Genomic DNA, 21397 nt, shown 5'->3' on the forward strand with positions numbered 1-21397 from the left:
CCATGGCTGACGGCAATATCGGGCTCTGGACCGTGCCGCTCGCGGTGCTCGGCGGCGCCATCCGCGTCTCCACGCCCTTCCTGTTCGTGAGCCTCGGCGAATGCATCACCGAGCGCTCCGGCCGCATCAATCTCGGCCTCGAAGGCACGCTGGTAATGGGCGCAATGAGCGCCTACGGCATCTCCTACCTCTCGGGATCGCCGTGGGCAGGCGTGCTCGCCGCCGGCCTCACCGGCGCGCTGCTGGGGGCCTTGCACGCCGGCATCTGCTCGCTGCCGCGCGTCAACGACGTCGCGGTGGGAATCTCCTTGATGCTGTTCGGCACCGGCCTCGCCTTCTTCCTCGGCAAGCCGCTGATCGAGCCGACGGCGGCGCGGCTTCCGGCGATCGATTTCGGCTGGTGGAGCGACGTGCCGCAGGTGCGTGCGGCCTTGCGCATCAACGTCCTCTTCCTGCTCGGCGTCGTGCTCGCGCCGCTGTTGCTGTGGGCATTCCGAACCACGCGCTGGGGCCTCCTGATCCGCACCGCCGGCGAGAGCGCCGACGCGGCGCGGGCGATGGGCCATTCGGTGCTGATGATCCGACTGCGCGCCACCATGGCCGGCGGCTTCCTCGCCGGCATCGGCGGCTCGTTCCTGTCGCTGTTCTATCCCGGCAGTTGGAACGAGGGCTTGTCGTCGGGACAAGGCATCACGGCGGTGGCGCTCGTGATCTTCGCACGCTGGGACCCGATGCTGTGCCTGTGGGCCTCGCTGGCTTTCGGCGGTGCTGCCGCGCTCGGACCGGCGCTGCAATCGGTCGGCGTCACCTCCGGCTATCATTTGTTCAACGCCGCGCCCTACATCCTGACGCTTCTCATCATGATCATCACCTGCTCCCCGAAGCGCACCCTCAGCGGCGCACCGGCCGAGCTGTCCATCACGCGGTGACAGGTAGTTGGCCATGAGGACAGAAGTTGGAGCGGGCACTTCCTTCGCGGCCATCCTTCGAGACGGCCGCCTTCGGCGGCCTCCTCAGGATGAGGAGTCTCTGCGCGGCAACATGCCCACCCTCATGGTGAGGAGCGTCGCACTTGCGACGCGTCTCGAACCATGAGGCCCGAGATGGTGCGGCGACGCAAGCACTGCCGATAGCTTCGACTGTTAAGGGAGACCACACATGACCGGCCGCACCATCCGCTCCGAGCCCTATGCCTGGCCGTATAACGGCGATCTGCGCCCCGAAAACACCGCGCTGATCGTGATCGACATGCAGACCGATTTCTGCGGCGTCGGCGGCTATGTCGACAAGATGGGCTATGACCTCTCCTTGACCCGCGCCCCCATCGAGCCGATCAAGACGCTGCTCACGGTGATGCGCGCGCAGGGCTTCTGCATCATCCACACCCGGGAGGGCCACCGCACCGATCTCTCCGACCTGCCCGCCAACAAGCGTTGGCGCTCGCAGCAGATCGGCGCCGGCATTGGCGACCCCGGCCCCTGCGGCCGCATCCTGGTGCGCGGCGAGCCGGGCTGGGAGATCATTCCCGAGCTGGCCCCGGCTCCGGGGGAGATCGTGATCGACAAGCCCGGCAAGGGCTCGTTCTGTGCGACCGATCTGGAGCTGATCCTGCGCCTGAAGGGCATCCAAAACATCGTGCTGACCGGCATCACGACCGACGTCTGCGTCCACACCACGATGCGCGAGGCCAATGATCGCGGCTTCGAATGCGTGCTGCTGTCGGACTGCTGCGGCGCCACCGACAAGGGCAATCACGACCACGCACTGAAGATGATCAAGATGCAGGGCGGCGTGTTCGGCGCGGTCGCGACCTCGTCGGCGCTGATCGAGGCGCTGTCGTGATCGGCGACGATCCGACGCCTGCGGGGGCATTCGGGGTCGAAGCGATCGCGATGACGATGCGCTTCGGCGCGTTCACCGCGCTCGACAATGTCGAGCTGAAGGTCAAGCCCGGCTCGTTCCACGCGCTGCTCGGCGAGAACGGCGCCGGCAAGTCGACGCTGGTCAAATGCATCATGGGCTACTACCGCCCGACCGAGGGCGACGTGCTGATCGGCGAGCGCGAACGGGAGATCAACAATCCCAAGGACGCGCATGCGCTCGGCCTCGGCATGGTCTACCAGCACTTCACGCTGGTACCGGCGATGACGGTGGCCGAGAACCTGGTGCTGGCGCGTGACGACATACCGGCGGTGGTCAACTGGGCCAAGGAGAGGAAGGAGCTGGAGGCCTTCTTGGCGCGCATGCCGTTCCGCGTGCCGCTCGACGCCAAGGTGTCGGACATCTCCGCCGGCGAGCGGCAGAAATGCGAGATCCTCAAGCAGCTCTATCTCAAGCGGCGCTTCCTGATCCTGGACGAGCCGACCTCGGTGCTGACGCCGGGCGAGGCGGATGAAGTCCTGGGCATGCTGCGCAAGATGGTCGAGGCCGGCGAGCTGACCATTTTGATGATCACCCACAAATTCCGCGAGGTGATGGCGTTCGCCGATGAGGTCACGATCCTCAGGCGCGGCAAGCTCGCCGGCCGCGGCAAGGTGTCGGAGCTGACACCGGACGACATGGCGCGGATGATGATCGGCGCCGAGCAGCTCACCGTACAGCCGGCGCGCTCCGGCGAGGCCGGCGTGGTCAGGCTCGAGGTCGACAAGCTGGTGGCACGCGACGATGCCGGCGGAGTGGCCGTGCATGATCTGTCGCTGACCGTGCGCGCCGGCGAGATCGTCGGCATCGCCGGCGTCTCCGGCAACGGCCAGCGCCAGCTGGTCGAGGTGCTTGCCGGCCAGCGTGAGGCCGAGAGCGGCGCTGTCCGTGTCTCCGGCCAATCCTATTCCGCGAGCCGCGAGGAGATGCGGCGCCACAAGATGTCGCTGCTGCCCGAGGAGCCGCTGAAGAACGCCTGCGTCGGCGGCATGAGCGTCGCCGACAACATCGCGCTGCGCGAGTTCGACCGCGCTCCGTTCGCCCGCGGTGGCTGGTGGCTGAACAAGTCCGCCTTCCGAAAGGATGCGACCGCCAAGATCAACCGCTACAAGATCAAGACCCGCACGCCGGATACGCCGATCTCGGCACTGTCCGGCGGCAACGTGCAGCGCGCCGTCCTGGCGCGCGAGCTCGGCCACGACGTCGAAGTGCTGATCGCCGCCAATCCGTGCTTCGGCCTCGACTTCGCGGCGGTGGCGCAGATCCATGCCGAGATCATGGCCGCCCGCAACCGCGGCGCCGCGGTGCTGCTGGTCAGCGAGGATCTCGACGAGCTGCTCGAACTCTCCGACCGCCTGGTCGTGATTTTCCACGGCCAGCTCGTCTACGAGACCCGCGTCGGCGAAGCCGACCTGACCGAGATCGGCCGCCACATGGCGGGACATTGAGCCGCATGCGGATAGACGACCTCAACGTGTTGACGACTAATTCATCCCGCCGCGGCAACATGACCCTCGGCGGGTTTTTATTCGGCTTTTGATACGCCGCGCCTGCCGGCATTTTCGTCATTGTGTTTCAAACCCTTGGATAGCAGGTCGATCTCATGAAGGCCTATTTCATCGGCGGCGGCATCGGCTCGCTCTCGGGCGCAGCATTCATGATCCGCGACGGCGGCATCCCCGGTCAGGACATCACCATTTTCGAGAAGCGCCTGCCCTATGGCGGCAGCCTCGACGGCACCAGGCTTGCCGACGGCTCCTACTCCATGCGCGGCGGACGCATGCTGACGACCGAACAATACGAATGCACCTGGGACCTGCTGTCGACGATTCCCAGCTACTCACGGCCCAAGGAGAACATCCTCAACGAAACCGTCGCCTTCAACGAGCTCCACGTCACGCACGCGCAGGCGCGGCTGGTCGATGCCAACCGGCACAAGGTCGACGTTTCCACCATGGGATTCTCGATGCAGGATCGCATCGAGCTGACGAGGCTCACGGAGACTTCCGAGGAGAAGCTCGGCAATTCGCTGATCTCGGACTGGCTGTCGCCGCCGTTCTTCACCACCAATTTCTGGTACATGTGGCAGACGACCTTCGCCTTCCAGACCTGGCACAGCGCCGTCGAGTTCAGGCGCTATCTGCGGCGCTTCATGAACGAATTCCCGATGATGAATACGCTCGGCGGCGTCAAGCGGACCGTCTACAACCAGTATGACTCGATCGTGCTGCCGCTGGTGCGCTGGCTCGAGGGTCGCGGCGTCAACTTCGTCGGCGGCGCCGACGTCGAGGACATCGAGATCGTCACCACGGACGGCCGCCACCGCGCGAGCCGGCTCGTGCTCAATCAGGACGGCGCACGCCGCAGCATCGATCTCGCGAGCGACGATCTCGTGTTCTACACCGCGGGCTCGATGACCGACGCGACCAGCCTCGGCAGCCATGACAGCCCGCCGAAGCCGCTTACCAAAGCCGACAGCCATGGCTGGACCTTGTGGGAGAAGCTCGCGGCCGGCCGGCCCGAGTTCGGCAATCCCGCCGTGTTCAACGCGTGCATCCCGGAGTCGAGCTTCGAATCCTTCACGGTGACCTGCCGCAATCCACGTTTCTTCGACGCGATGCAGGCCTTCAGCGGCAACGTCGCCGGCACCGGCGGGCTCGTGACCTTCACCGACTCGAACTGGCGCATGTCGATCGTGCTCTATACCCAGCCGTACTTTCCGAACCAGCCTGACGACATCCAGATCTTCTGGGGCTACGGCCTGTTTCCCGATCGCGTCGGCAATTTCGTGCCCAGGCCGATGTCCGAGTGCAGCGGCGCCGAGATCCTGAAAGAACTATGCGGGCACCTGCGCTTTCCGCTCTCGGTGTTCGCCGACGCGAGCTGCGTGCCGTGCTGGATGCCGTACATCATGAGCATGTTCATGCCGCGCAGCTATGGCGACCGGCCGCTGCCGGTGCCGCTCACCTCGCAGAATCTCGCCTTCATCGGCCAATATGTCGAGCTGCCCGAAGACGCCGTTTTCACGATCGAATATTCGGTGCGCGCGGCCATGCATGCGGTCTATCAGCTCTTGAAGATCGACCGTGCCATTCCGCCGGTCACGCCGTATGACAAATCGCTGAAGGTTTTGCTGCAATCGGTGGTGAAATCATTCGCATGAGGGACCACGCGAGATCGTGATCACCGCGCGCCGCGGCGGTTGACCTGGATCAGTTCCGCCAGGGAACACAGCGGCTAAGCCCCGGATCGCAACAGACGATCCGGGTGAACCATCATGAAGGCGTATTTCATCGGCAGCGGCATCGGCGCATTGGCCGGCGCGGCATTCCTGATCCGTGACGGCGGCGTCGCGGGACGCGACATCACCATCTACGAGAAGCGTCTGCCCTATGGCGGCAGCCTCGATGGCGCGCGGCTGCCCGACGGTTCCTATTCGCTGCGCGGCGGCCGCATGCTGACGACCGATCACTACGAATGCACGTGGGACCTGCTCTCCACCATCCCCAATGCCGGCGATCCCGGCCGCACCGTGCGCGACGAGACGCTCGCCTTCAACGAGGCCCATGTCGCGCATTCGCAGGCGCGCCTCGTCGATCGCAACCGGCACAAGGTCGACGTCTCCACCATGGGCTTTACGATGCAGGATCGGCTCGAGCTCGTCAGGCTGACCGAGGCCTCCGAGGACAAGCTCGGCAACTCCCGCATCACCGACTGGCTGTCGCCGCCGTTCTTCACCACGAATTTCTGGTTCATGTGGCAGACGACGTTCGCATTCCAGCCCTGGCACAGTGCGGTCGAGTTCAAGCGCTATCTGCATCGCTTCATGAACGAGTTTCCGCGCATCGAGACGCTGGCCGGCGTCAAGCGCACCGTGTTCAATCAGTACGACGCGATCGTGGTGCCGCTCGTCAAATGGCTGGAGGGCCATGACGTGAATTTCGCCGGCGGCGTCGATGTCACCGACATCGAGATCGCGACGGAAGCCGGCAAGCACGTCGTCAAGCGCTTGACCCTCGATCGCAACGGCAAGCCGGAGACGGTCGTGGTAGCAACCGACGATCTGGTCTTCCTGCAAAACGGCTCGATGACGGATGCGACCAGCCTGGGCACGCAGGATGCGCCGCCGCCGCGGCTCACCAAGCAGGACAGCCAGGGCTGGACGCTGTGGGAGAAGATCGCAAGGGAACGCCCGGAGTTCGGCAATCCCGCCGCGTTCAACTCATCGATCCCCGAATCCTGCTGGGAGTCCTTCACCGTCACCTGCCGCAATCCGCGCTTCTTCGACGCGATGGAAGCGTTCACCGGCAATGTCGCCGGCACCGGCGGGCTCGTTACCTTCACCGAGTCCAACTGGCTGATGTCGGTCGTGCTGTATCACCAGCCGCATTTCGCCGGCCAGCCTGCGGACGTGCAGGTGTTCTGGGGCTACGCGCTGCATCCCGACCGCATCGGCAACTTCGTGCCGAAGGCGATGGCCGATTGCGGCGGCGCCGACATTCTCAAGGAACTGTGCGGCCATCTCAACTTCGACCTTTCGGTGTTCGACGAGGCGACCTGCGTGCCCTGCCGCCTGCCCTACATCACCAGCATGTTCATGCCGCGCAACATCAGCGACCGCCCGCTGCCGGTGCCGGCGAATTCGAAGAATCTCGCCTTCGTCAGCCAGTTCGTCGAGATTCCCGACGACGTCGTGTTCACCGTGGAATATTCGGTGCGCGCGGCGCAGATGGCGGTCTATCAGCTGCTCGGCATCACCCGGGCGATTCCGCCGATCACCCGCCACGACAAGTCATTCCGCGTGCTGATCGAGACGGTGGAAAAGGCCTTCGCATAGCGCCTTGGCCCTTCGCATCCGCAAAAACGCGCGCCCGGATCAGGCTCGATCCGGGCGCTTTCCATCTCGCGAGGCAGAGTGCGCCTCTATGCTTGCGTGAGCTATCAGTAGCCGAGCAGTGCGAGACCGACCCAGCTGACGGCAAACAGCGACACCACCGAGGTTGCAGCGGCGAAAACGGACAGCGACACTTTCAAAGTCCTGAGGACCATACGCGCCTCCTTCAACGACAATGAACAGCACATCGAGGTGAACCCCGATGTCAGCCTGAAATTTCCTGAAACCCGACTCCGCGACGAGCCGAACACAGGTTTGGTGCGCGCGTGCGCGCAAAGGTTCAATGTCAGGGTGTGGGCCCCGACTGAGCTGCTTGATCGTTAACGACATGACCGGATCGCGGTTCCCGGACGAGAACTGGAACCGCTCCAAGGTCGGCCCGCTCCCCCCGAGCCCTGCATGCGGGACTCGCGGGTTGAGACGGCTCATTGTTACACGTTTTAGGAAGGGTCGGCCGTCAGGGGCTATTTCAGCGGCAGGAACAGGTCCGCAGCCGTCTCGTGCTCGGGAACCTCCGGGAAGAAGTTCAGCCGCTGGCAATAGATCGGGAAGTCACGCGCCTCCTCGCCGCTGGCCGGAAGCCAGTCGCGATAGAGAAACAGCGCGGCCGGCTCCAGATTGTGGGTGTTGCCGACGACGCGCAGCACGGCGCAGCGTCCGCCGGGGATCTCGCCGACCCCGATTGTCGCGTCATCGGTCTCGACCGGCTGATCGGTCCCGACACAGAGATCCACGCTGTAATCGGCAGGCGACGCGGGGCGCCGCTCGGAGCGCCAGACCGTGAAGGTCGGATTGGTCCTGGGGTGCAGGCCGGCAGCCTTGCGCCAGGCGATGAAGCGCTGGATCGTGGCGCCGAGCGTCGCCGGGTCGCCGCGATGCTCCATGATCGCCACCGGCGTGGTCGGCACCTCGCGAATCGTCACGTCGTCAGGGGTATAGGTCGTCCGCATCAGCTTGCTCCTTGCTTCGTCGAAAGGCCCGAAGGCCGCAAGCCACGGCTCCCAGTCGGGAGATTTCCGGAACGATGACGGCGATTGCCCGAACCGTTGCCGAAAGGCGCGGGCGAAGGCGTCCGGTGCATCGTAGCCGGCATCCATCGCGACCTCCGTGACGGTTTGGGCATCGCTGTAGGCCAGCTGATAGGACGCCCGCTTCATGCGTGCGAGCTGGATGTAGCGATGCACGGACAGCCCGAAGGTCGCCGTGAACTGCCGGTGGAAATGATATTTCGAGTAGGCAGCGATGCTGCTCAGCGCGTGCAGGTCCAGATCATCGTCCAGATGCCGGTCGATGTGATCCAGGACCCGCTGCATCCGCGCATGGTAGTTCTGCAGCGCCGCCTTCATCGTTCAGTACTCCGTGGCCGCAGCAGCTAAGCGCGCTCAACGCTGACGCGCTCGACCGATCTTGCGGCTTTGTCACGGGGGCAAAACCAGCACGAAGGATCGGGTCACCTCTTGTTGGCCTGGTCCTTTCTGCTCGCGCATATCTTCACGAAGACTGGATAAGCGGCGCCTGTTCCATGCTCATACAAATTGAAAATGTAGCGGCCCGGCTTGTCCGTGTAGATGATCCGATCATCCGCCTCGCGGTAGCCATCCTTGAGGAAACCATCAGGACCGTTCACCCAGACCTGCGCGCCACTATAGACAACCGCCTCCATCCCACCTTTCTCGTTCAATTGCTGCTCGACAATCCCGACGGTCAGAGCTTGGCCGCCCGCAAAGTTGCCGTAAAATCGCGTATCCAATCCTTGGTAGGACCAGCATTGTGAGCCTGGCTGCATATTGATTTGAACGTCGGCCTTCGCCGCCGACAGGAAGCCGACCAACACGGCACCGGCTGAGAGCAGTCTCGTCATCTTGCACATCTCGAAACGCGTTCTTTCTATCGCATATGCGCTGTCGCAAGTTCCGCGCTCGCATAGATGGCGCCGCGCTTGAGCTCCGGCGCGGCCGTCGCATTACGGATCGACCGCTGTCACGATCCAGAACGATGCCGGCACCACGACGCGCGGCCCCTTGGCGTAGCGCGCCAGCGCCTTCCTCACGGCAGCGATCGCGGCCTCCGTGGCCTCGGACGGCTGCCCGGCCACGGCGCGGCCGGCGGGCCCGATCGCGAGCGCCGTCTGCACCGCGCTGTCGAGGCCGGCGCCTGCGCCGAAGTCGAGCGCGATGTCGTGGCGTTCCAGCCGAATGCGCCGCAGCCCGGCATCGGTCATGACTTTCTCGATCCACTCGGCGGCTCCGAACGCGAAATCGTCCGGCGCGTGCGGCGGCAATCCCGGCAACTTCGGCACGTGGTCATAGGCCGCCTGCAGCGGCTCCAGCGCCCACGGGTTGTCGCGCAGCTCGCCCCAGCAGGCGAAGGCGACGCGCCCCTCCGAATGCAGCGCATTGCGGATGTTGAGCACGGCGCGCACCGGATTGGCGAAGTACATGACGCCGAAGCGCGAGATCATGAGATCGGCGCTCGCGGCCTTGAAGTGATGCACCATGGCGTCGCCCTGCACGAAGCTCACCGGCGCATCGGCGGGGGCGAACTCGTGGGCCGCGGTCAGCATGGCTGCGGACACGTCGAGGCCAAGCACGCTGCCGCCGGGGCCGACCTTCTCGGCCGCCGCGATCAAGGTCGCCCCGCAACCGCAGCCGATGTCGAGCACCCGCTCGCCCGCCTGGATCGCCGCACGCTCCAGCAGCGCCTCCTGCACCGGCGCCAGTAGCGCATCGATCTCGGCGCGGCGCGCGACCCAGCGCCCGCCGCCCGCACCGTTCCAGAAGGCGATCTGCTCGGCGTTCTCGAAATGCCCAAAGGAGATGTCGGCGACGGCGGCGTCCATGACGGAAGTCTCGGCAACAAAGTTCACAAATGAAACGAGCCGGATCGAACAGCGTCCAGCGGCCCAATTTGGGAGTTTAGGGGGCGGTCTGCGGCTTGAAAAGCCAGTCTCACGGACGAAGCGGCCGCGGCAGGGCCACGCTGAAACGCATCGGCCGATGTCAAATGTGGCGATTCGAGAAAATGGTCGGAGCGGCGGGATTCGAACCCACGACCCCTAGTCCCCCAGACTAGTGCGCTAACCGGGCTGCGCCACGCTCCGATGGCCGATCGTGTAGCCGTGATCGGGATGGGATGCAAGGCACGGCGGACGGGTTTCGTTGGCGCGCTGGATAGAGCGGAGGTCGGGGACCCCCACCCCCAACCCCTCCCCACAAGGGGGAGGGGAGCGCACCGACTCGTGGCGCCGCTGCGGCTCCGAACTGGCAAATGGCTTGGCGCCGTCGGCTCATCCTGTGTTTAGGGCAGCAGGCGCCCCTCACACCTCTTTCATGGCGCGATCGAGCAGCGCGCGGCAGTCGAGCAGCTCCTTGAGCACGCCCTGGAGCTTGTCGCGCTCCTCCGGCTTCATGCCGGCGCGGGCGGGCGGGCCGACCCGGAAGGTGTCGAGGATGTCGTCCTCGGTGTCGACGAAGCGGAAGTCGATGCCCTCCTCGTCGGAGGTCTCCTCCTCGTCCTCCGATTCGACCTCGGCCTCGCCGATCGGCTCCTCCTCCATGAGGGCCTGGCCGAGCGTCTCCTCCATCGCACCGAACGAGACCGCGGCAGAGCTGTCGGCCAGTCCCTGGACCGACTTGACGCCGTGCTCCTTCAGGATCCGCTGCACCCCCTTGATGGTGTAGCCTTCGCCATAGAGCAGGCGCCGGATGCCCTTGAGCAGGTCGACGTCGTCGGGCCGGTAATAGCGCCGGCCCCCGCTCCGCTTCATCGGCTTGATCTGGGCGAACCGGGTCTCCCAAAACCGCAGCACGTGCTGCGGAATGTCGAGCTCCTGCGCGACCTCGCTGATCGTCCGAAACGCATCCGGCGCCTTGTCCAAATGCCCGTTCCCCTTCGATCGTGCTGACAAGAAAGTGGCAGACTACGCTGAATAGATTGGACGAACTGTACGCGGGACGAACTGTACGCGGAACGAACGATACGCGTTCGTCACGGCCCTGCCGACAATGCGGCGGGGCGACGGCCCCGGCCCTATTCCGGCTCGGCGCCGAACTCAGCGCTGGCCTCGCCGTTCATCTTGCCGCTGCCCTGTTGGCCGTTGATGCGCTGCTTCAGGATCGCGGACGGCTTGAACACCATGACCCGCCGCGGCGAGATCGGCACTTCCGTGCCGGTCTTGGGGTTTCGTCCGATGCGCTGCCCCTTCTTGCGCACCATGAACGACCCGAAGGACGATAGCTTGACCGTCTCGCCGCGCTCGAGGCAGTCGGTGATCTCTTTCAAGACCAGCTCGACGAATGCAGACGACTCCGTCCGCGACAGCCCCACCTTCTGGTAGACTGCCTCGCAGAGATCGACGCGTGTGACTGTTTTTCCGGTTCCCGCCATCGCCTGCCCCAAACTCACGGCGAATAATTCGCTCCGGAAATTAAGAGGTTAAGCGGCGGTGGTCAACAGCAGCGTGAATAGAAGTACAGGCCGTAGTGTCGATCTCTGGGCGTAATCCCGCCGCACGGCAGGCTCACCAGCGCACCAGGGCCGAGGCCCAGGTGAAGCCGCCGCCCATCGCCTCCAGCAAAACCACGTCGCCCTTCTTGATGCGGCCGTCCTTGACGGCCACGTCGAGCGCCAGCGGGATCGAGGCAGCGGAGGTATTTCCATGCAGATCGACCGTCAAGACCACCTTCTCCGGCGCGATGTGCAGCTTGTGCGCCGAAGCGTCGATGATTCGCTTGTTGGCCTGGTGCGGCACGAACCAGTCGATGGTCTCGGCCGACAGGCCGGTGGCATCGAAGGCGTCGACGATCACGTCGGTGATCATGCCGACCGCGTGCTTGAACACCTCGCGGCCCTCCATCCGCAGATGCCCGACGGTCTGGGTCGAGGACGGACCGCCGTCGACATAGAGCTTGGCCTTGTGGCGACCGTCGGAGCGCAGATGCGTGGTCAATACGCCGCGATCGGCCGAGGTGCCGCCCTGCTCCTGGGCGTCCAGGATCACCGCGCCCGCGCCGTCACCGAACAGCACGCAGGTGGTGCGGTCGTTCCAGTCGAGGATGCGCGAGAAGGTCTCGGCGCCGATCACGAGCGCACGCTTGAACGAGCGGCTGCGGAGGAAATTGTCGGCGGTGGCGAGCGCAAAGACGAAGCCCGAGCAGACCGCCTGCAGGTCGAACGCCGCGCCATGGTGGATGCCGAGTTCGTTCTGGACCGCAACCGCGGTCGCCGGAAAGGTGTTGTCCGGCGTCGAGGTGCCGAGCACGATCAGGTCGATCGACTGCGGATCGACGTCGGCCGCCGCAAGGGCGGCCCGGGCCGCCTTGACCGCCAGATGTGAGGTGAACTCGCCCTCGGCTGCGACATGGCGCTCACGGATGCCGGTGCGCTGGACGATCCACTCGTCCGAGGTCTCGATGCGGCTTGCCAGCTCGGCATTGGTCACGACCCGCTGCGGGAGGTAGGAGCCACAGCCGAGCACGACCGAACGAATTGTCACGAGACAGCCTCCTGGACGACGGATTCGGACGCCGGTGCGCCGCCGTCGGGATTGAGTGTTTGATTGATCTTGGTCAGGAGATCGTAGCGGGCCATCTCATAGCCAACCCTGACCGCCGAGGCAAAGCCCTCGGCATCGGTTCCACCGTGGCTCTTGACCACCATGCCCTTGAGGCCGAGCACCACGCTGCCGTTGGATTTGCGCGGGTCGAGCCGGGCCCGCAAAGCGGCAAAGGCGCCGCGGGCCAACAGATAGCCGATCCGGGCAAGCCAGCTCGCCTGGATCGCGCCGCGCAGGAAATCCGTGACCTGGCGGACGGTGCCCTCGGCCGTCTTCAAAGCGATGTTGCCGCTGAAGCCCTCGGTCACGACCACGTCGGCCGCACCCTTGCCAATGCCGTCGCCCTCGACGAAGCCGATATAGTCGAGCTGCGGCAGGTTCATCGCGCGCAGCTGCTCGGCCGCCTCGCGGATCTCCTCATGGCCCTTGATCTCCTCGACGCCGATGTTGAGAAGGCCGACGGTCGGCCGCGGCTTGTTGAACAGCACGCTCGCCAGCGCGCCGCCCATCACGGCCAGCGCGACGAGGTGGTGGGCATCGCCGCCGATCGTCGCACCGAGGTCGAGCACGACCGATTCGCCGCGCGCGGTCGGCCAGATCGCGGCCAGAGCCGGCCGGTCGATCCCGTCCAGCGTGCGCAGGCAGAAGCGCGCCATCGCCACCAGCGCGCCGGTGTTGCCGGCGGATACCGCGACGTCGGCCTCCCCCTTCTTGACCGCCTCGAGCGCGAGCCACATCGACGAGGTCTTTCGGCCGCGCCGGAGCGCCTGGCTCGGCTTGTCCTCCATGCTGACGGCGACGTCGGTGTGGATGACCCGCGAGACGGCCTTCAGCCGCGGATGCCGGTCGAGTTCGGGTACGATCTTGGCGCTATCGCCGAACAGCAGAAACTCCGCATCCGGATGGCGGCTCAGTGCGATCGCAGCACCGGGAATGACGATGGCCGCGCCGAAATCCCCGCCCATGGCGTCCAGCGCGATTCGAACCTTTTGAGGCATGACGTCCCGGAAACCTGATCTCGAGCTTTGTCTCGTCTTGGCCGTGACTTGCTTGGCCCTGTTTGGCGGTCGTTCAGAGGCATTGCGCGGCCGATGGACAGGCCAGAGGCCGTCCGGGCCTTTTCGTCGCACCCCGACCCGGGCGCGACAATAGCGTCTCTCCGTGTCGAAACAACCTCCCGGGGACAATGCAATTTGCAACCGCCACGCGGTCCGGGGCCAGCAGGGACCCGTCTTTGCCATCGAAATCAGCAGCTTGAGAGGATTTCGAGAGGCTTTGTGACAGGATCGACCGCTTCCGGTCTGCACAACGGCGCGTCAATCCTCACCCGTTTTCTTCGCTTTGACGGCGCCCGGCCCGGCGGCATCTGCCGATTTCAGCGCCTTCAGCGCCGCGAAGGGATGGTCCTCCGGCTCGGCGGCTGCCGCCATCGGCTGCTCGAACACGGCACCCGGCTTGCGCGGATAGGGATCGATCCCCAGGAACAGCGCGTCGGCGGCAAGCCGGCCGAGGTCGATCTGCCCGCCAATGATCGGCTCCGGCGGATCAGCCGTCTCCACCTCGCTGTTGGGATCGTCCTCGACCAGATCGGCAAGCTCGGGAATCTGCTCCGGCGGGGCGAACATCTGGTCGATCGGCTCGTCGATCTCGATCTCGATCGGATCGAGCGTGACGACGCAGGTCTGACCGATCCGGGCCCGCACCCGGCCCTCGACATGCACCTTGCCGTCGCGCTTCTGGACGACGTCGAACGAGGCATGGGCCGAGATGACCTCGCGCAGCTCGGCGAGCGCGGCGAGCGCGCGGCGCGTGGCCTCGTCGGCCTCGATCTCGCGATGCAGGCCGGCCTCCGGAATCTGCGCCACGATCACCGGAGGCGCCCGCCAGGGATCCTTCGCCGGATCTCGCCCCGTCTGTCGCGATGTGTCTGTGTCTCTGCTCATCTCGCTAGTCCTGCTGCACCGGCTGCGGGAAGCTCCAGCCGGCGCCGAGCAGCCTGTTGTCGTCGAGAGCGGCGAGGTGCGCGGCCACCCGCGCCGCGTAGGCGGCAAGTCCGGCCGCGCTGTCCGGATGCTCCCCGTTCAAGATATTCTTCTGCAGCGCCTCCGCCAGCCGCGCCTCGCTCTCGGACCAGGCGAGGTCATAGGCGGCTGTGCGGCCATAGAATGCCTCGCCGAACTTCTGCATCCGCTTCGGCACGGTGAGATCCCCCACCCCCATCTCGCGCAGATTGTCGTCCATGTCGTCGCAGAAGCGGTCGAATAGCGCCTGCGATAGCTCCGACCCCACCCCGCGCAGCCGCCGCAGCACCAGCCAGAGGTGCAGAATCAGCAGATCGAGCCGTCCCTCGACCGTGTCGGGGACATTCAAGTGTCTATAAAACAACGGGTCTCGGGTTTGTGCCACGATCGTGCCATAGATCGGCTCGATGGTCCCACGCGGGGACGGTCGGGATTTGCTGAGAAGGTTGAATGGCCAGAGCATGACGGTTCCGCGGTCGAGTTTCCCTGACCCTGTTCGGGGGCATGTTGCAATCCGCAAGTTTGCCCGGTACGTCAACGCCCTGCCCGACGCAAGGGGACGGGATCCGATCTGAAGAAGATGACCCAGACAATGCGAACGACTGCCCGCCTGCTCTCCCGCGGCCTGAGCACCCGACTGCGCACCGCCGGCGCGATCGCGCTGACCTGTCTGGCGCTGGCCGCCTGCACCGGCGAGCAGTTCCAGAAGGGCTACATCATGCCCCCCGGCGCGCTGGAGCAGATCCCGATCGGCGCCAGCCAGGACCAGGTGCTGATCGTGATGGGCACGCCGTCAACGGTGGCGACGCTCGACGGCGAGGTATTCTACTACATCTCCCAGCGCGCCGAGCGCCCTGTCGCCTTCATGAACCAGAAGGTGGTCGATCAGCGCGTCATCGCGATCTATTTCGACAAGAACCGCCAGGTCCGGCGGCTCGCCAATTACGGCATGAAGGACGGCAAGATCTTCGACTTCGTCAGCCGCACCACGCCGACCTCCGGCCAGGAGCTCAGCTACCTGACACCGCTGTTCAAGCTGCTCAGCTTCAACTGATCCCGACACGATCGCCGCAGCCCGGAATGTGATTCCGGGCCACGGCACAAAGCCGGACCGCAGCGCTGAATTGCGCAGCTCGCGCGCAATTGGCCTGCTTGCTCTGGCGCTGCAATCTTCCCTACCCTGCTGCAAAACAAGAGCAGGGAGGAATCATTGGCTCATAGCATCGCGCTGTCGCGCCGCAGGCTTCTGTCCGGAGCCGCAGCGCTGTCGACCGCCGCCATTCTGCCGCGCACGAGTCTCGCCGACTGGCGTCCGACCGAGACGATCAAGCTGATCGTGCCCGCCGCGCCCGGCGGCAGCACCGACGTGATGGGACGGCTGCTGGCCGCGCATCTGCAGGCGGCTTGGGGACAATCGGCGGTGGTCGAGAATCGCTCCGGCGGTGGCGGCACGATCGGCACCGCCGAGGTCGCGCGCAACACCAAGGGGGACGGGTACACGATCCTGATCGGCAATCCCGGTCCCAACGCGATCGCCTATTCGATCTTCCGCAACCTCGCCTACAAGCCGGATCAGCTGCAGGCGGTGTCCAACATGATCCGCATCCCGAACATCGTCTCGGCGCATCCGTCGACCGGGATCAAGTCGATCCCGGAGCTGATCGCCTACCTCAAGGCCAATCCCGACAAGCTCAACTACGGCTCGTCAGGCGTCGGCCAGAGCCCGCATCTCACCGGCGCCTGGTTCCTGCAGCTCACCGGGTTGAAGATGACGCACATCCCGTTCCGCGGCGCCGGCCCCGCGCTGCAGGCCGCGCTCGCCGGCGACATCCAGATCCTGTTCGACAATCTGTTTCCGTCGCTGCCGCAGGTGCAGGACGGCAAGCTGACCGGCCTGTGCGTGACGACGCCGGAGCGCAGCGCCAACGCGCCCGACCTGCCGACGATGCGCGAAAGCGCGCCGGAGCTGGCCAAGTTCGACGTGTCGTCCTGGTTCGGCGTGTTCCTGCCCAAGGCCTGCCCGCCGGAGATCGTCAGCGCGCTCAACCTGCAGGTCAAGGCGATGCTGGAGCGCGAGGACATCGCTAAGAACATCGCGGCCATGGGCGCCCGCGCCGACTACGGCACGCCGCAGCAGTTCGGCGATTTCGTCCAGGCCGAGACAGCCAAGTTCGCGTCGATCATCCAGAAGGAAGGCCTGCAGATGGACGTGAAGTAGCCCTGGGCCCGGCGGCGCCGCGTCTCGGTGGAGCATTGGAATAGGGTTCGTGGTGTAACGGCACCTTAAGCGGGATGGTGCGATAGATGGCGGCCGCGCGTCCTTGATCCGGTTGCGAGATACCATCAGCCGATGCCGGGCCGACGACCTCGCGTGGATGCGGTCCGATCACCGTCCGCGGGGCAGGCGCCGGCGATGTCCATCGCATGAGCCGTGCCTTGCCCAACAGCGTTCTCCACCAGCTCGAAGACATTCTCGCCAGCCGATACGTGTCGCGGCGCGCCGAGATCCTGGAGCGCGTCACCGACCTGTTCGTCGTGGGCTCGGGCAAGTTCACCGAAGAACATGTCGATCTGTTCGACCACGTGCTGTTCAAGCTGCTCGACAACGTCGCCATTGCGGCGCGGGCGCAGCTCGGCAGCCGACTCGCGGTGCTGCCTGACGCGCCGCCGCGGCTGCTCCGGCTGCTCGCCAGCGACGAGACGATCGCGGTGGCAGGTTCCGTGCTGCGCCAGAGCGACCGGCTCGACGACGAGACCCTGGTCGCGACCGCGCAGACCCGGGGCCAGGAGCATCTGCTCGCGATCTCCGACCGCAAGATCCTCACGGAATCCGTCACCGACGTTCTGGTCGATCGCGGCAATCAGGCCGTCGTTTCGAACACCGCCAACAATGGCGGCGCGCGCTTCTCCGATCACGGCTTCTCCGGCCTGGTGACGAAGGCATCCGAAGATCCCGGCCTCGCCTTGAAGCTCTGGAGCCGAACCGACAGCCCACGCGAGGTGCTGGTCCGGCTGTTCGTCGAAGCCTCCGACGCGGTGCGCAGCCAGCTCGCCAGCGCTGATGCGGCGCGGGCCGAGATCGTCGAGCTCGCCGTGGCGCAGGCTTCGGATCATCTGCAGGCCGCCGCGCGGACGCGCTCGGCCGATTTCGTCACCGCCAAGGACTATGTCGAGCTGCTGCACGCGACCGGCCAGCTCCACGAGGCGCAGCTGCACGGCTTCGCCAAGGAAGGCAGCTTCGACAAGGTCACGCTGGCGCTGTCCCTGATGTGCAAGCTGCCGCTCGACGTGGTCGAGCGCGCCTTCGTGCGCAACCAGCCGGATCAGCTCCTGGTGCTCGCCAAGGCGTTCGACCTGTCCTGGGTCACCACCACGACGCTGCTGTTCATGCAGGCGCATGCCAGCGGCAGCGCACGCCCACAGCTCGACCAGCATCTGGCGAGCTTCTCGCAAATGCAGCCGCGAACCGCGCAGAGCACGCTGCAGTCGTATCGGACGCGGCAGCGCGCGGCGGAATAGATGGCGTCACGACACAACGAGAGACAATGAAAGACCCCGCGGCTCGCGCCGCGGGGTCTTTATTGGTCAGGACATCGCCCCGCTCAGTGCGCGAGGATCGCCAGCAGCAGCAGGGCCACGATGTTGGTGATCTTGATCATCGGGTTCACCGCGGGGCCGGCCGTGTCCTTGTAGGGGTCGCCGACGGTGTCACCCGTCACCGCCGCCTTGTGAGCATCCGAGCCCTTGCCGCCGTAGTGGCCGTCCTCGATGTACTTCTTGGCGTTGTCCCAGGCGCCGCCGCCTGAGGTCATCGAGATCGCGACGAACAAGCCGGTGACGATGACGCCGAGCAGCATGGCGCCGACGGCCGAGAACGCCGCCGACTTGCCGGCCGCGCCGCCGCCCGCGATGGCGTAGATCAGGAAGTACACGACGATTGGCGACAGCACCGGCAGCAGCGAGGGGATGATCATCTCCTTGATCGCCGCCTTGGTCAGCAGGTCAACCGCCTTGCCGTAGTCCGGCTTGTCGGTGCCCTGCATGATGCCCGGCTTCTCGCGGAACTGGCGCCGCACCTCCTCGACGATTGCGCCGGCCGCACGGCCGACCGCGGTCATGCCCATCGCGCCGAACAGATACGGCAGCAGGCCGCCGAACAGCAGACCAACCACGACATAAGGGTTGTTCAGCGAGAAGTCCGGCTTGATCCCCGCGAAATAGGGATGGTGTGCCGAATCCGCGATGAAGAACTGCAGGTCCTGGTTATAGGCCGCGAACAGCACCAGGGCGCCGAGACCGGCCGAGCCGATCGCGTAGCCCTTGGTGACCGCCTTGGTGGTGTTGCCGACCGCGTCGAGCGCGTCGGTCGACTTGCGGACCTCCTTCGGCAGGCCGGCCATCTCGGCGATGCCGCCGGCATTGTCGGTGACCGGGCCGAAGGCGTCGAGCGCGACGATCATGCCGGCCAGAGCCAGCATGGTCGTGGTGGCGATCGCGATGCCGAACAGGCCGGCCAGGCTATAAGTGACCAGGATGCCGGCGATGATGACGATCGCAGGCAGCGCGGTCGACTCCATCGAGATGGCGAGGCCCTGGATCACGTTGGTGCCGTGACCGGTCACCGAGGCCGCCGCAATCGACTTCACCGGGCGGAAGTCGGTGCCGGTGTAGTATTCGGTGATCCAGATGATGAGGCCGGTGACGACCAGGCCGACCACGCCGCACATGAACAGCGCCGTGCCGGTGTAGTCGACGCCGTCGAGCTTGCCGAAGCCGATCAGCCAGGCGATGGCCAGCGCCACGCCACCGAGCGACAGGACGCCGGTCGCAATCAGGCCCTTGTAGAGAGCGCCCATGATCGACTGGCTGGCGCCGAGCTTGACGAAGAAGGTGCCTGCGATCGAGGTGATGATGCAGATGCCGCCGATGGCGAGCGGCAGGGTCATCATGTTGGTCAGCAGCGACGACTTGGCGAAGAAGATGGCCGCCAGAACCATGGTGGCGACCGCGGTCACCGCATAGGTCTCGAACAGGTCGGCGGCCATGCCGGCGCAGTCACCGACGTTGTCGCCGACGTTGTCGGCGATGGTCGCGGGGTTGCGCGGATCGTCCTCCGGGATTCCGGCTTCGACCTTGCCGACGAGATCACCGCCGACGTCGGCGCCCTTGGTGAAGATGCCGCCGCCGAGACGGGCGAAGATCGAGATCAGCGAGGCGCCGAAGCCGAGCGCGACCAGCGCGTCGATCACGGTGCGGCTGTCGGGCGCGAGCTTCATGAAGCCGGTCAGGATGCCGAAATAGATGGTGACGCCGAGCAGCGCGAGACCAGCCACGAGCAGACCGGTGATGGCGCCGGCCTTGAAGGCGAGTTCGAGGCCGCCGGCGAGCGAGGTGATGGCCGCCTGTGCCGTGCGGACGTTGGCGCGCACCGACACGTTCATGCCGATGAAGCCAGCCGCGCCGGAGAGGATCGCGCCGATCGCAAAGCCGATCGCGACGAGCATGCCGAGGAAATACGCAAGGAGCACGAAGATCACGACACCGACGATTCCGATCGTCATGTATTGGCGGCGAAGATAGGCCTGCGCGCCCTCACGCACGGCCGCCGCGATTTCCTGCATGCGCGCATTGCCGGCGTCCGCGCTGAGCACCGATTGTGTGGCCCAGATCGCATAGACGATCGACAGCGCTCCGCAGAGCACGATCACCCATAAAGCTGACATTTAGTTTCCTCGGCTCTTTGCTTTTCTAACTACGTCACGCCGCGATGGTGCGACGCACGCCCCCTGTCAGGCCGCCCCGGGCGGAGCCGCCTCGAACATCATGAAGCTTGCCAAAATCGCCATGATGACGCAACGCCGCGACGCCTGAACCGCTCCAAATTCAGACGCTTCTTTGGTCGCATTGTGCGGTGCAAATAGGTGTCAGAAGTGGCTGAAGGACAAGCGCGTCAGTGTGACGGGACGGCCCTGCCCGTCCAGGAAGCGCGGGGCTCGCGTTCCTTCGACGATGGCGCCGATGTCGGTGACGGCAACGCCCGCCGTCTCGGCTGCGCCACGGAAGGCTGCGCATTGCGCTGCGGGAACAGTGCAGAGAATCTCGTAATCGTCGCCGCCGGAGATCATGCTTTCAAGCTGCGCGGCCCCGACAGCGAGCAGCTTCGCCGCCGCCGGCGATCGTGGAATGTGTGACAGCGTGATGTCGGCGCTCACGGAAGAGGCGGCGCAGAGCTTGATCAGGTCGCCTGCGAGGCCATCGGAGACGTCCATCGAGGCGGTCGCGTAGTCTCTCACGGCCGCGGCCAGGGCATTGCGCGGCTGCGGCGTGCGATAGCGGCCGATCAGCATATCCCGCGCGACGGGATCGTCGGCCAGCGCCGCCGCCTCCGCTGTGCCCGTCAGCATGCACAGGCCGAGCGCAGCATCACCGATCGTTCCCGTGACCATCACCCGGTCGCCGGGACGCGCCCCGAAGCGATGCACCATCCGGCCCCTAGGCACCCGCCCCCAGGCTGCGATCGAGATCATCACGGGACCGGGCGTCGACACGGTGTCGCCACCAAGCAGCGGACAGCCGAACGCAGCCGCGTCCTCGCCGAGGCCACGCGCGAACTCCGACAGCCACGCCTCGTCCTTCTCGCGCAGCGCCAGCGTCAGGACGAAGCCGGTGGGCACGGCGCCCTTGGCGGCGAGATCGGACAGGTTCACGCGCAGCGCCTTGCGCGCGACGGTGTCGGGGGGATCGCTGGCGAGAAAATGGACGCCTTCGACGATGGCGTCGGTCTTGACGACGATGTCGTCACCATTGGCCGGAATGATCGCGGCATCGTCGACGAGGCCGAAGGCGCCGGGGTCGGTCGCCAGCGGCTTGAAATAGCGGGCGATCAGGGAGTCTTCGCCGGAGGGGTTGTGGGTCACGCGCTCGTCCCCCACACTTTGCACACTCTGCTGTCATCGCCCGGCTCGACCGGGCGATCCAGTACGCCGCGGCCCTTCCGTATCCCTTGAA

General features: G+C 65.7%; 19 protein-coding genes and 1 tRNA gene. 8 read left to right on the forward strand and 12 right to left on the reverse strand.

Annotated elements, in window-relative coordinates; translation table 11 throughout:
* Positions 1–2 precede the first annotated feature (2 nt).
* The 5 genes from QX121_RS19300 (at position 3) to QX121_RS19320 (ending at position 6757) form a co-directional block, all read left to right on the forward strand.
* Positions 3–929: an ABC transporter permease gene (locus tag QX121_RS19300; RefSeq protein ID WP_315812784.1), complete on the forward strand. Its 927-nt coding sequence runs from the start codon at positions 3–5 to the stop codon at positions 927–929.
* 229 nt (positions 930–1158) lie between these two features.
* Positions 1159–1842, forward strand: coding sequence for an isochorismatase family cysteine hydrolase (locus tag QX121_RS19305; protein ID WP_315812785.1), 684 nt, complete (start codon positions 1159–1161; stop codon positions 1840–1842).
* A 50-nt stretch (positions 1843–1892) separates the two neighbouring features.
* Positions 1893–3368 carry an ABC transporter ATP-binding protein gene (locus QX121_RS19310; protein WP_315812855.1) on the forward strand — a complete coding sequence of 492 codons (1476 nt, stop codon included), beginning with the start codon at positions 1893–1895 and terminating at the stop codon, positions 3366–3368.
* A gap of 155 nt (positions 3369–3523) precedes the next feature.
* Complete coding sequence (locus tag QX121_RS19315; protein WP_315774242.1) at positions 3524–5083, forward strand: oleate hydratase; 1560 nt, start codon at positions 3524–3526, stop codon at positions 5081–5083.
* A gap of 114 nt (positions 5084–5197) precedes the next feature.
* Positions 5198–6757 carry an oleate hydratase gene (locus QX121_RS19320; protein WP_315812786.1) on the forward strand — a complete coding sequence of 520 codons (1560 nt, stop codon included), beginning with the start codon at positions 5198–5200 and terminating at the stop codon, positions 6755–6757.
* A 521-nt stretch (positions 6758–7278) separates the two neighbouring features.
* On the opposite strand, the gene QX121_RS19325 is transcribed toward QX121_RS19320, so the two are convergent.
* The 10 genes from QX121_RS19325 to QX121_RS19370 form a co-directional block, all read right to left on the reverse strand.
* Complete coding sequence (locus tag QX121_RS19325) at positions 7279–8160, reverse strand: AraC family transcriptional regulator (RefSeq protein WP_315812787.1); 882 nt, start codon at positions 8158–8160, stop codon at positions 7279–7281.
* Positions 8161–8264: 104 nt separating this feature from the next.
* Positions 8265–8675 carry a hypothetical protein gene (locus QX121_RS19330; RefSeq protein ID WP_315740207.1) on the reverse strand — a complete coding sequence of 137 codons (411 nt, stop codon included), beginning with the start codon at positions 8673–8675 and terminating at the stop codon, positions 8265–8267.
* Between the two features lie 102 nt (positions 8676–8777).
* Positions 8778–9653 carry a class I SAM-dependent methyltransferase gene (locus tag QX121_RS19335; RefSeq protein WP_315812788.1) on the reverse strand — a complete coding sequence of 292 codons (876 nt, stop codon included), beginning with the start codon at positions 9651–9653 and terminating at the stop codon, positions 8778–8780.
* A gap of 183 nt (positions 9654–9836) precedes the next feature.
* A tRNA-Pro gene (locus QX121_RS19340) sits at positions 9837–9914 on the reverse strand.
* 216 nt (positions 9915–10130) lie between these two features.
* On the reverse strand, positions 10131–10691 hold the full coding sequence (locus QX121_RS19345) for a MerR family transcriptional regulator (RefSeq protein WP_315740210.1): 561 nt from the start codon (positions 10689–10691) through the stop codon (positions 10131–10133).
* Between the two features lie 152 nt (positions 10692–10843).
* A complete protein-coding gene (locus QX121_RS19350) occupies positions 10844–11200 on the reverse strand; it encodes an integration host factor subunit alpha (protein WP_315758632.1) in 357 nt (118 codons plus the stop codon).
* Between the two features lie 133 nt (positions 11201–11333).
* A complete protein-coding gene (locus QX121_RS19355) occupies positions 11334–12308 on the reverse strand; it encodes a beta-ketoacyl-ACP synthase III (RefSeq protein ID WP_315812789.1) in 975 nt (324 codons plus the stop codon).
* The gene (gene plsX, locus QX121_RS19360; RefSeq protein WP_315740213.1) at positions 12305–13366 is read right to left on the reverse strand and encodes a phosphate acyltransferase PlsX; all 1062 of its coding nucleotides are present in this window, start codon (positions 13364–13366) and stop codon (positions 12305–12307) included. The genes QX121_RS19355 and plsX overlap by 4 nt, the downstream gene beginning before the upstream one ends.
* Positions 13367–13684: 318 nt before the next feature.
* Positions 13685–14311 (reverse strand): DUF177 domain-containing protein, encoded by a 627-nt coding sequence (locus tag QX121_RS19365; protein ID WP_315812790.1) that lies wholly within the window; start codon positions 14309–14311, stop codon positions 13685–13687.
* Between the two features lie 4 nt (positions 14312–14315).
* Positions 14316–14852 carry a ubiquinol-cytochrome C chaperone family protein gene (locus tag QX121_RS19370; protein WP_315740215.1) on the reverse strand — a complete coding sequence of 179 codons (537 nt, stop codon included), beginning with the start codon at positions 14850–14852 and terminating at the stop codon, positions 14316–14318.
* 129 nt (positions 14853–14981) lie between these two features.
* Here QX121_RS19370 and QX121_RS19375 point away from each other — a divergent pair, with 129 nt between their 5' ends.
* From QX121_RS19375 to QX121_RS19385, 3 genes are all read left to right on the forward strand, one after another.
* The gene (locus QX121_RS19375; protein WP_315740216.1) at positions 14982–15443 is read left to right on the forward strand and encodes an outer membrane protein assembly factor BamE; all 462 of its coding nucleotides are present in this window, start codon (positions 14982–14984) and stop codon (positions 15441–15443) included.
* Positions 15444–15599: 156 nt separating this feature from the next.
* Positions 15600–16607 (forward strand): tripartite tricarboxylate transporter substrate binding protein, encoded by a 1008-nt coding sequence (locus tag QX121_RS19380; protein WP_315812791.1) that lies wholly within the window; start codon positions 15600–15602, stop codon positions 16605–16607.
* A 218-nt stretch (positions 16608–16825) separates the two neighbouring features.
* Positions 16826–17908, forward strand: coding sequence for a DUF2336 domain-containing protein (locus QX121_RS19385; protein WP_315812856.1), 1083 nt, complete (start codon positions 16826–16828; stop codon positions 17906–17908).
* Positions 17909–17991: 83 nt separating this feature from the next.
* On the opposite strand, the gene QX121_RS19390 is transcribed toward QX121_RS19385, so the two are convergent.
* A complete protein-coding gene (locus QX121_RS19390) occupies positions 17992–20112 on the reverse strand; it encodes a sodium-translocating pyrophosphatase (protein WP_315740218.1) in 2121 nt (706 codons plus the stop codon).
* Positions 20113–20313: 201 nt separating this feature from the next.
* Positions 20314–21306 carry a thiamine-phosphate kinase gene (gene thiL / locus QX121_RS19395; RefSeq protein WP_315812792.1) on the reverse strand — a complete coding sequence of 331 codons (993 nt, stop codon included), beginning with the start codon at positions 21304–21306 and terminating at the stop codon, positions 20314–20316.
* Positions 21307–21397 lie beyond the last annotated feature (91 nt).

Source organism: Bradyrhizobium sp. SZCCHNR2028 (genome assembly GCF_032380995.1).
In the GTDB taxonomy this organism is placed as follows: Bacteria; Pseudomonadota; Alphaproteobacteria; order Rhizobiales; family Xanthobacteraceae; genus Bradyrhizobium.

Bases quoted from the DNA above. Each gene is read 5' to 3' on its own strand.
- QX121_RS19300 (WP_315812784.1), top strand. From the start codon at position 3: ATGGCTGACGGCAATATCGGGCTCTGGACCGTGCCGCTCGCGGTGCTC.
- QX121_RS19305 (WP_315812785.1), top strand. From the start codon at position 1,159: ATGACCGGCCGCACCATCCGCTCCGAGCCCTATGCCTGGCCGTATAAC.
- QX121_RS19310 (WP_315812855.1), top strand. From the start codon at position 1,893: ATGACGATGCGCTTCGGCGCGTTCACCGCGCTCGACAATGTCGAGCTG.
- QX121_RS19315 (WP_315774242.1), top strand. From the start codon at position 3,524: ATGAAGGCCTATTTCATCGGCGGCGGCATCGGCTCGCTCTCGGGCGCA.
- QX121_RS19320 (WP_315812786.1), top strand. From the start codon at position 5,198: ATGAAGGCGTATTTCATCGGCAGCGGCATCGGCGCATTGGCCGGCGCG.
- QX121_RS19325 (WP_315812787.1), bottom strand. From the start codon at position 8,160: ATGAAGGCGGCGCTGCAGAACTACCATGCGCGGATGCAGCGGGTCCTG.
- QX121_RS19330 (WP_315740207.1), bottom strand. From the start codon at position 8,675: ATGACGAGACTGCTCTCAGCCGGTGCCGTGTTGGTCGGCTTCCTGTCG.
- QX121_RS19335 (WP_315812788.1), bottom strand. From the start codon at position 9,653: ATGGACGCCGCCGTCGCCGACATCTCCTTTGGGCATTTCGAGAACGCC.
- QX121_RS19350 (WP_315758632.1), bottom strand. From the start codon at position 11,200: ATGGCGGGAACCGGAAAAACAGTCACACGCGTCGATCTCTGCGAGGCA.
- plsX (WP_315740213.1), bottom strand. From the start codon at position 13,366: ATGCCTCAAAAGGTTCGAATCGCGCTGGACGCCATGGGCGGGGATTTC.
- QX121_RS19365 (WP_315812790.1), bottom strand. From the start codon at position 14,311: ATGAGCAGAGACACAGACACATCGCGACAGACGGGGCGAGATCCGGCG.
- QX121_RS19370 (WP_315740215.1), bottom strand. From the start codon at position 14,852: ATGCTCTGGCCATTCAACCTTCTCAGCAAATCCCGACCGTCCCCGCGT.
- QX121_RS19375 (WP_315740216.1), top strand. From the start codon at position 14,982: ATGCGAACGACTGCCCGCCTGCTCTCCCGCGGCCTGAGCACCCGACTG.
- QX121_RS19390 (WP_315740218.1), bottom strand. From the start codon at position 20,112: ATGTCAGCTTTATGGGTGATCGTGCTCTGCGGAGCGCTGTCGATCGTC.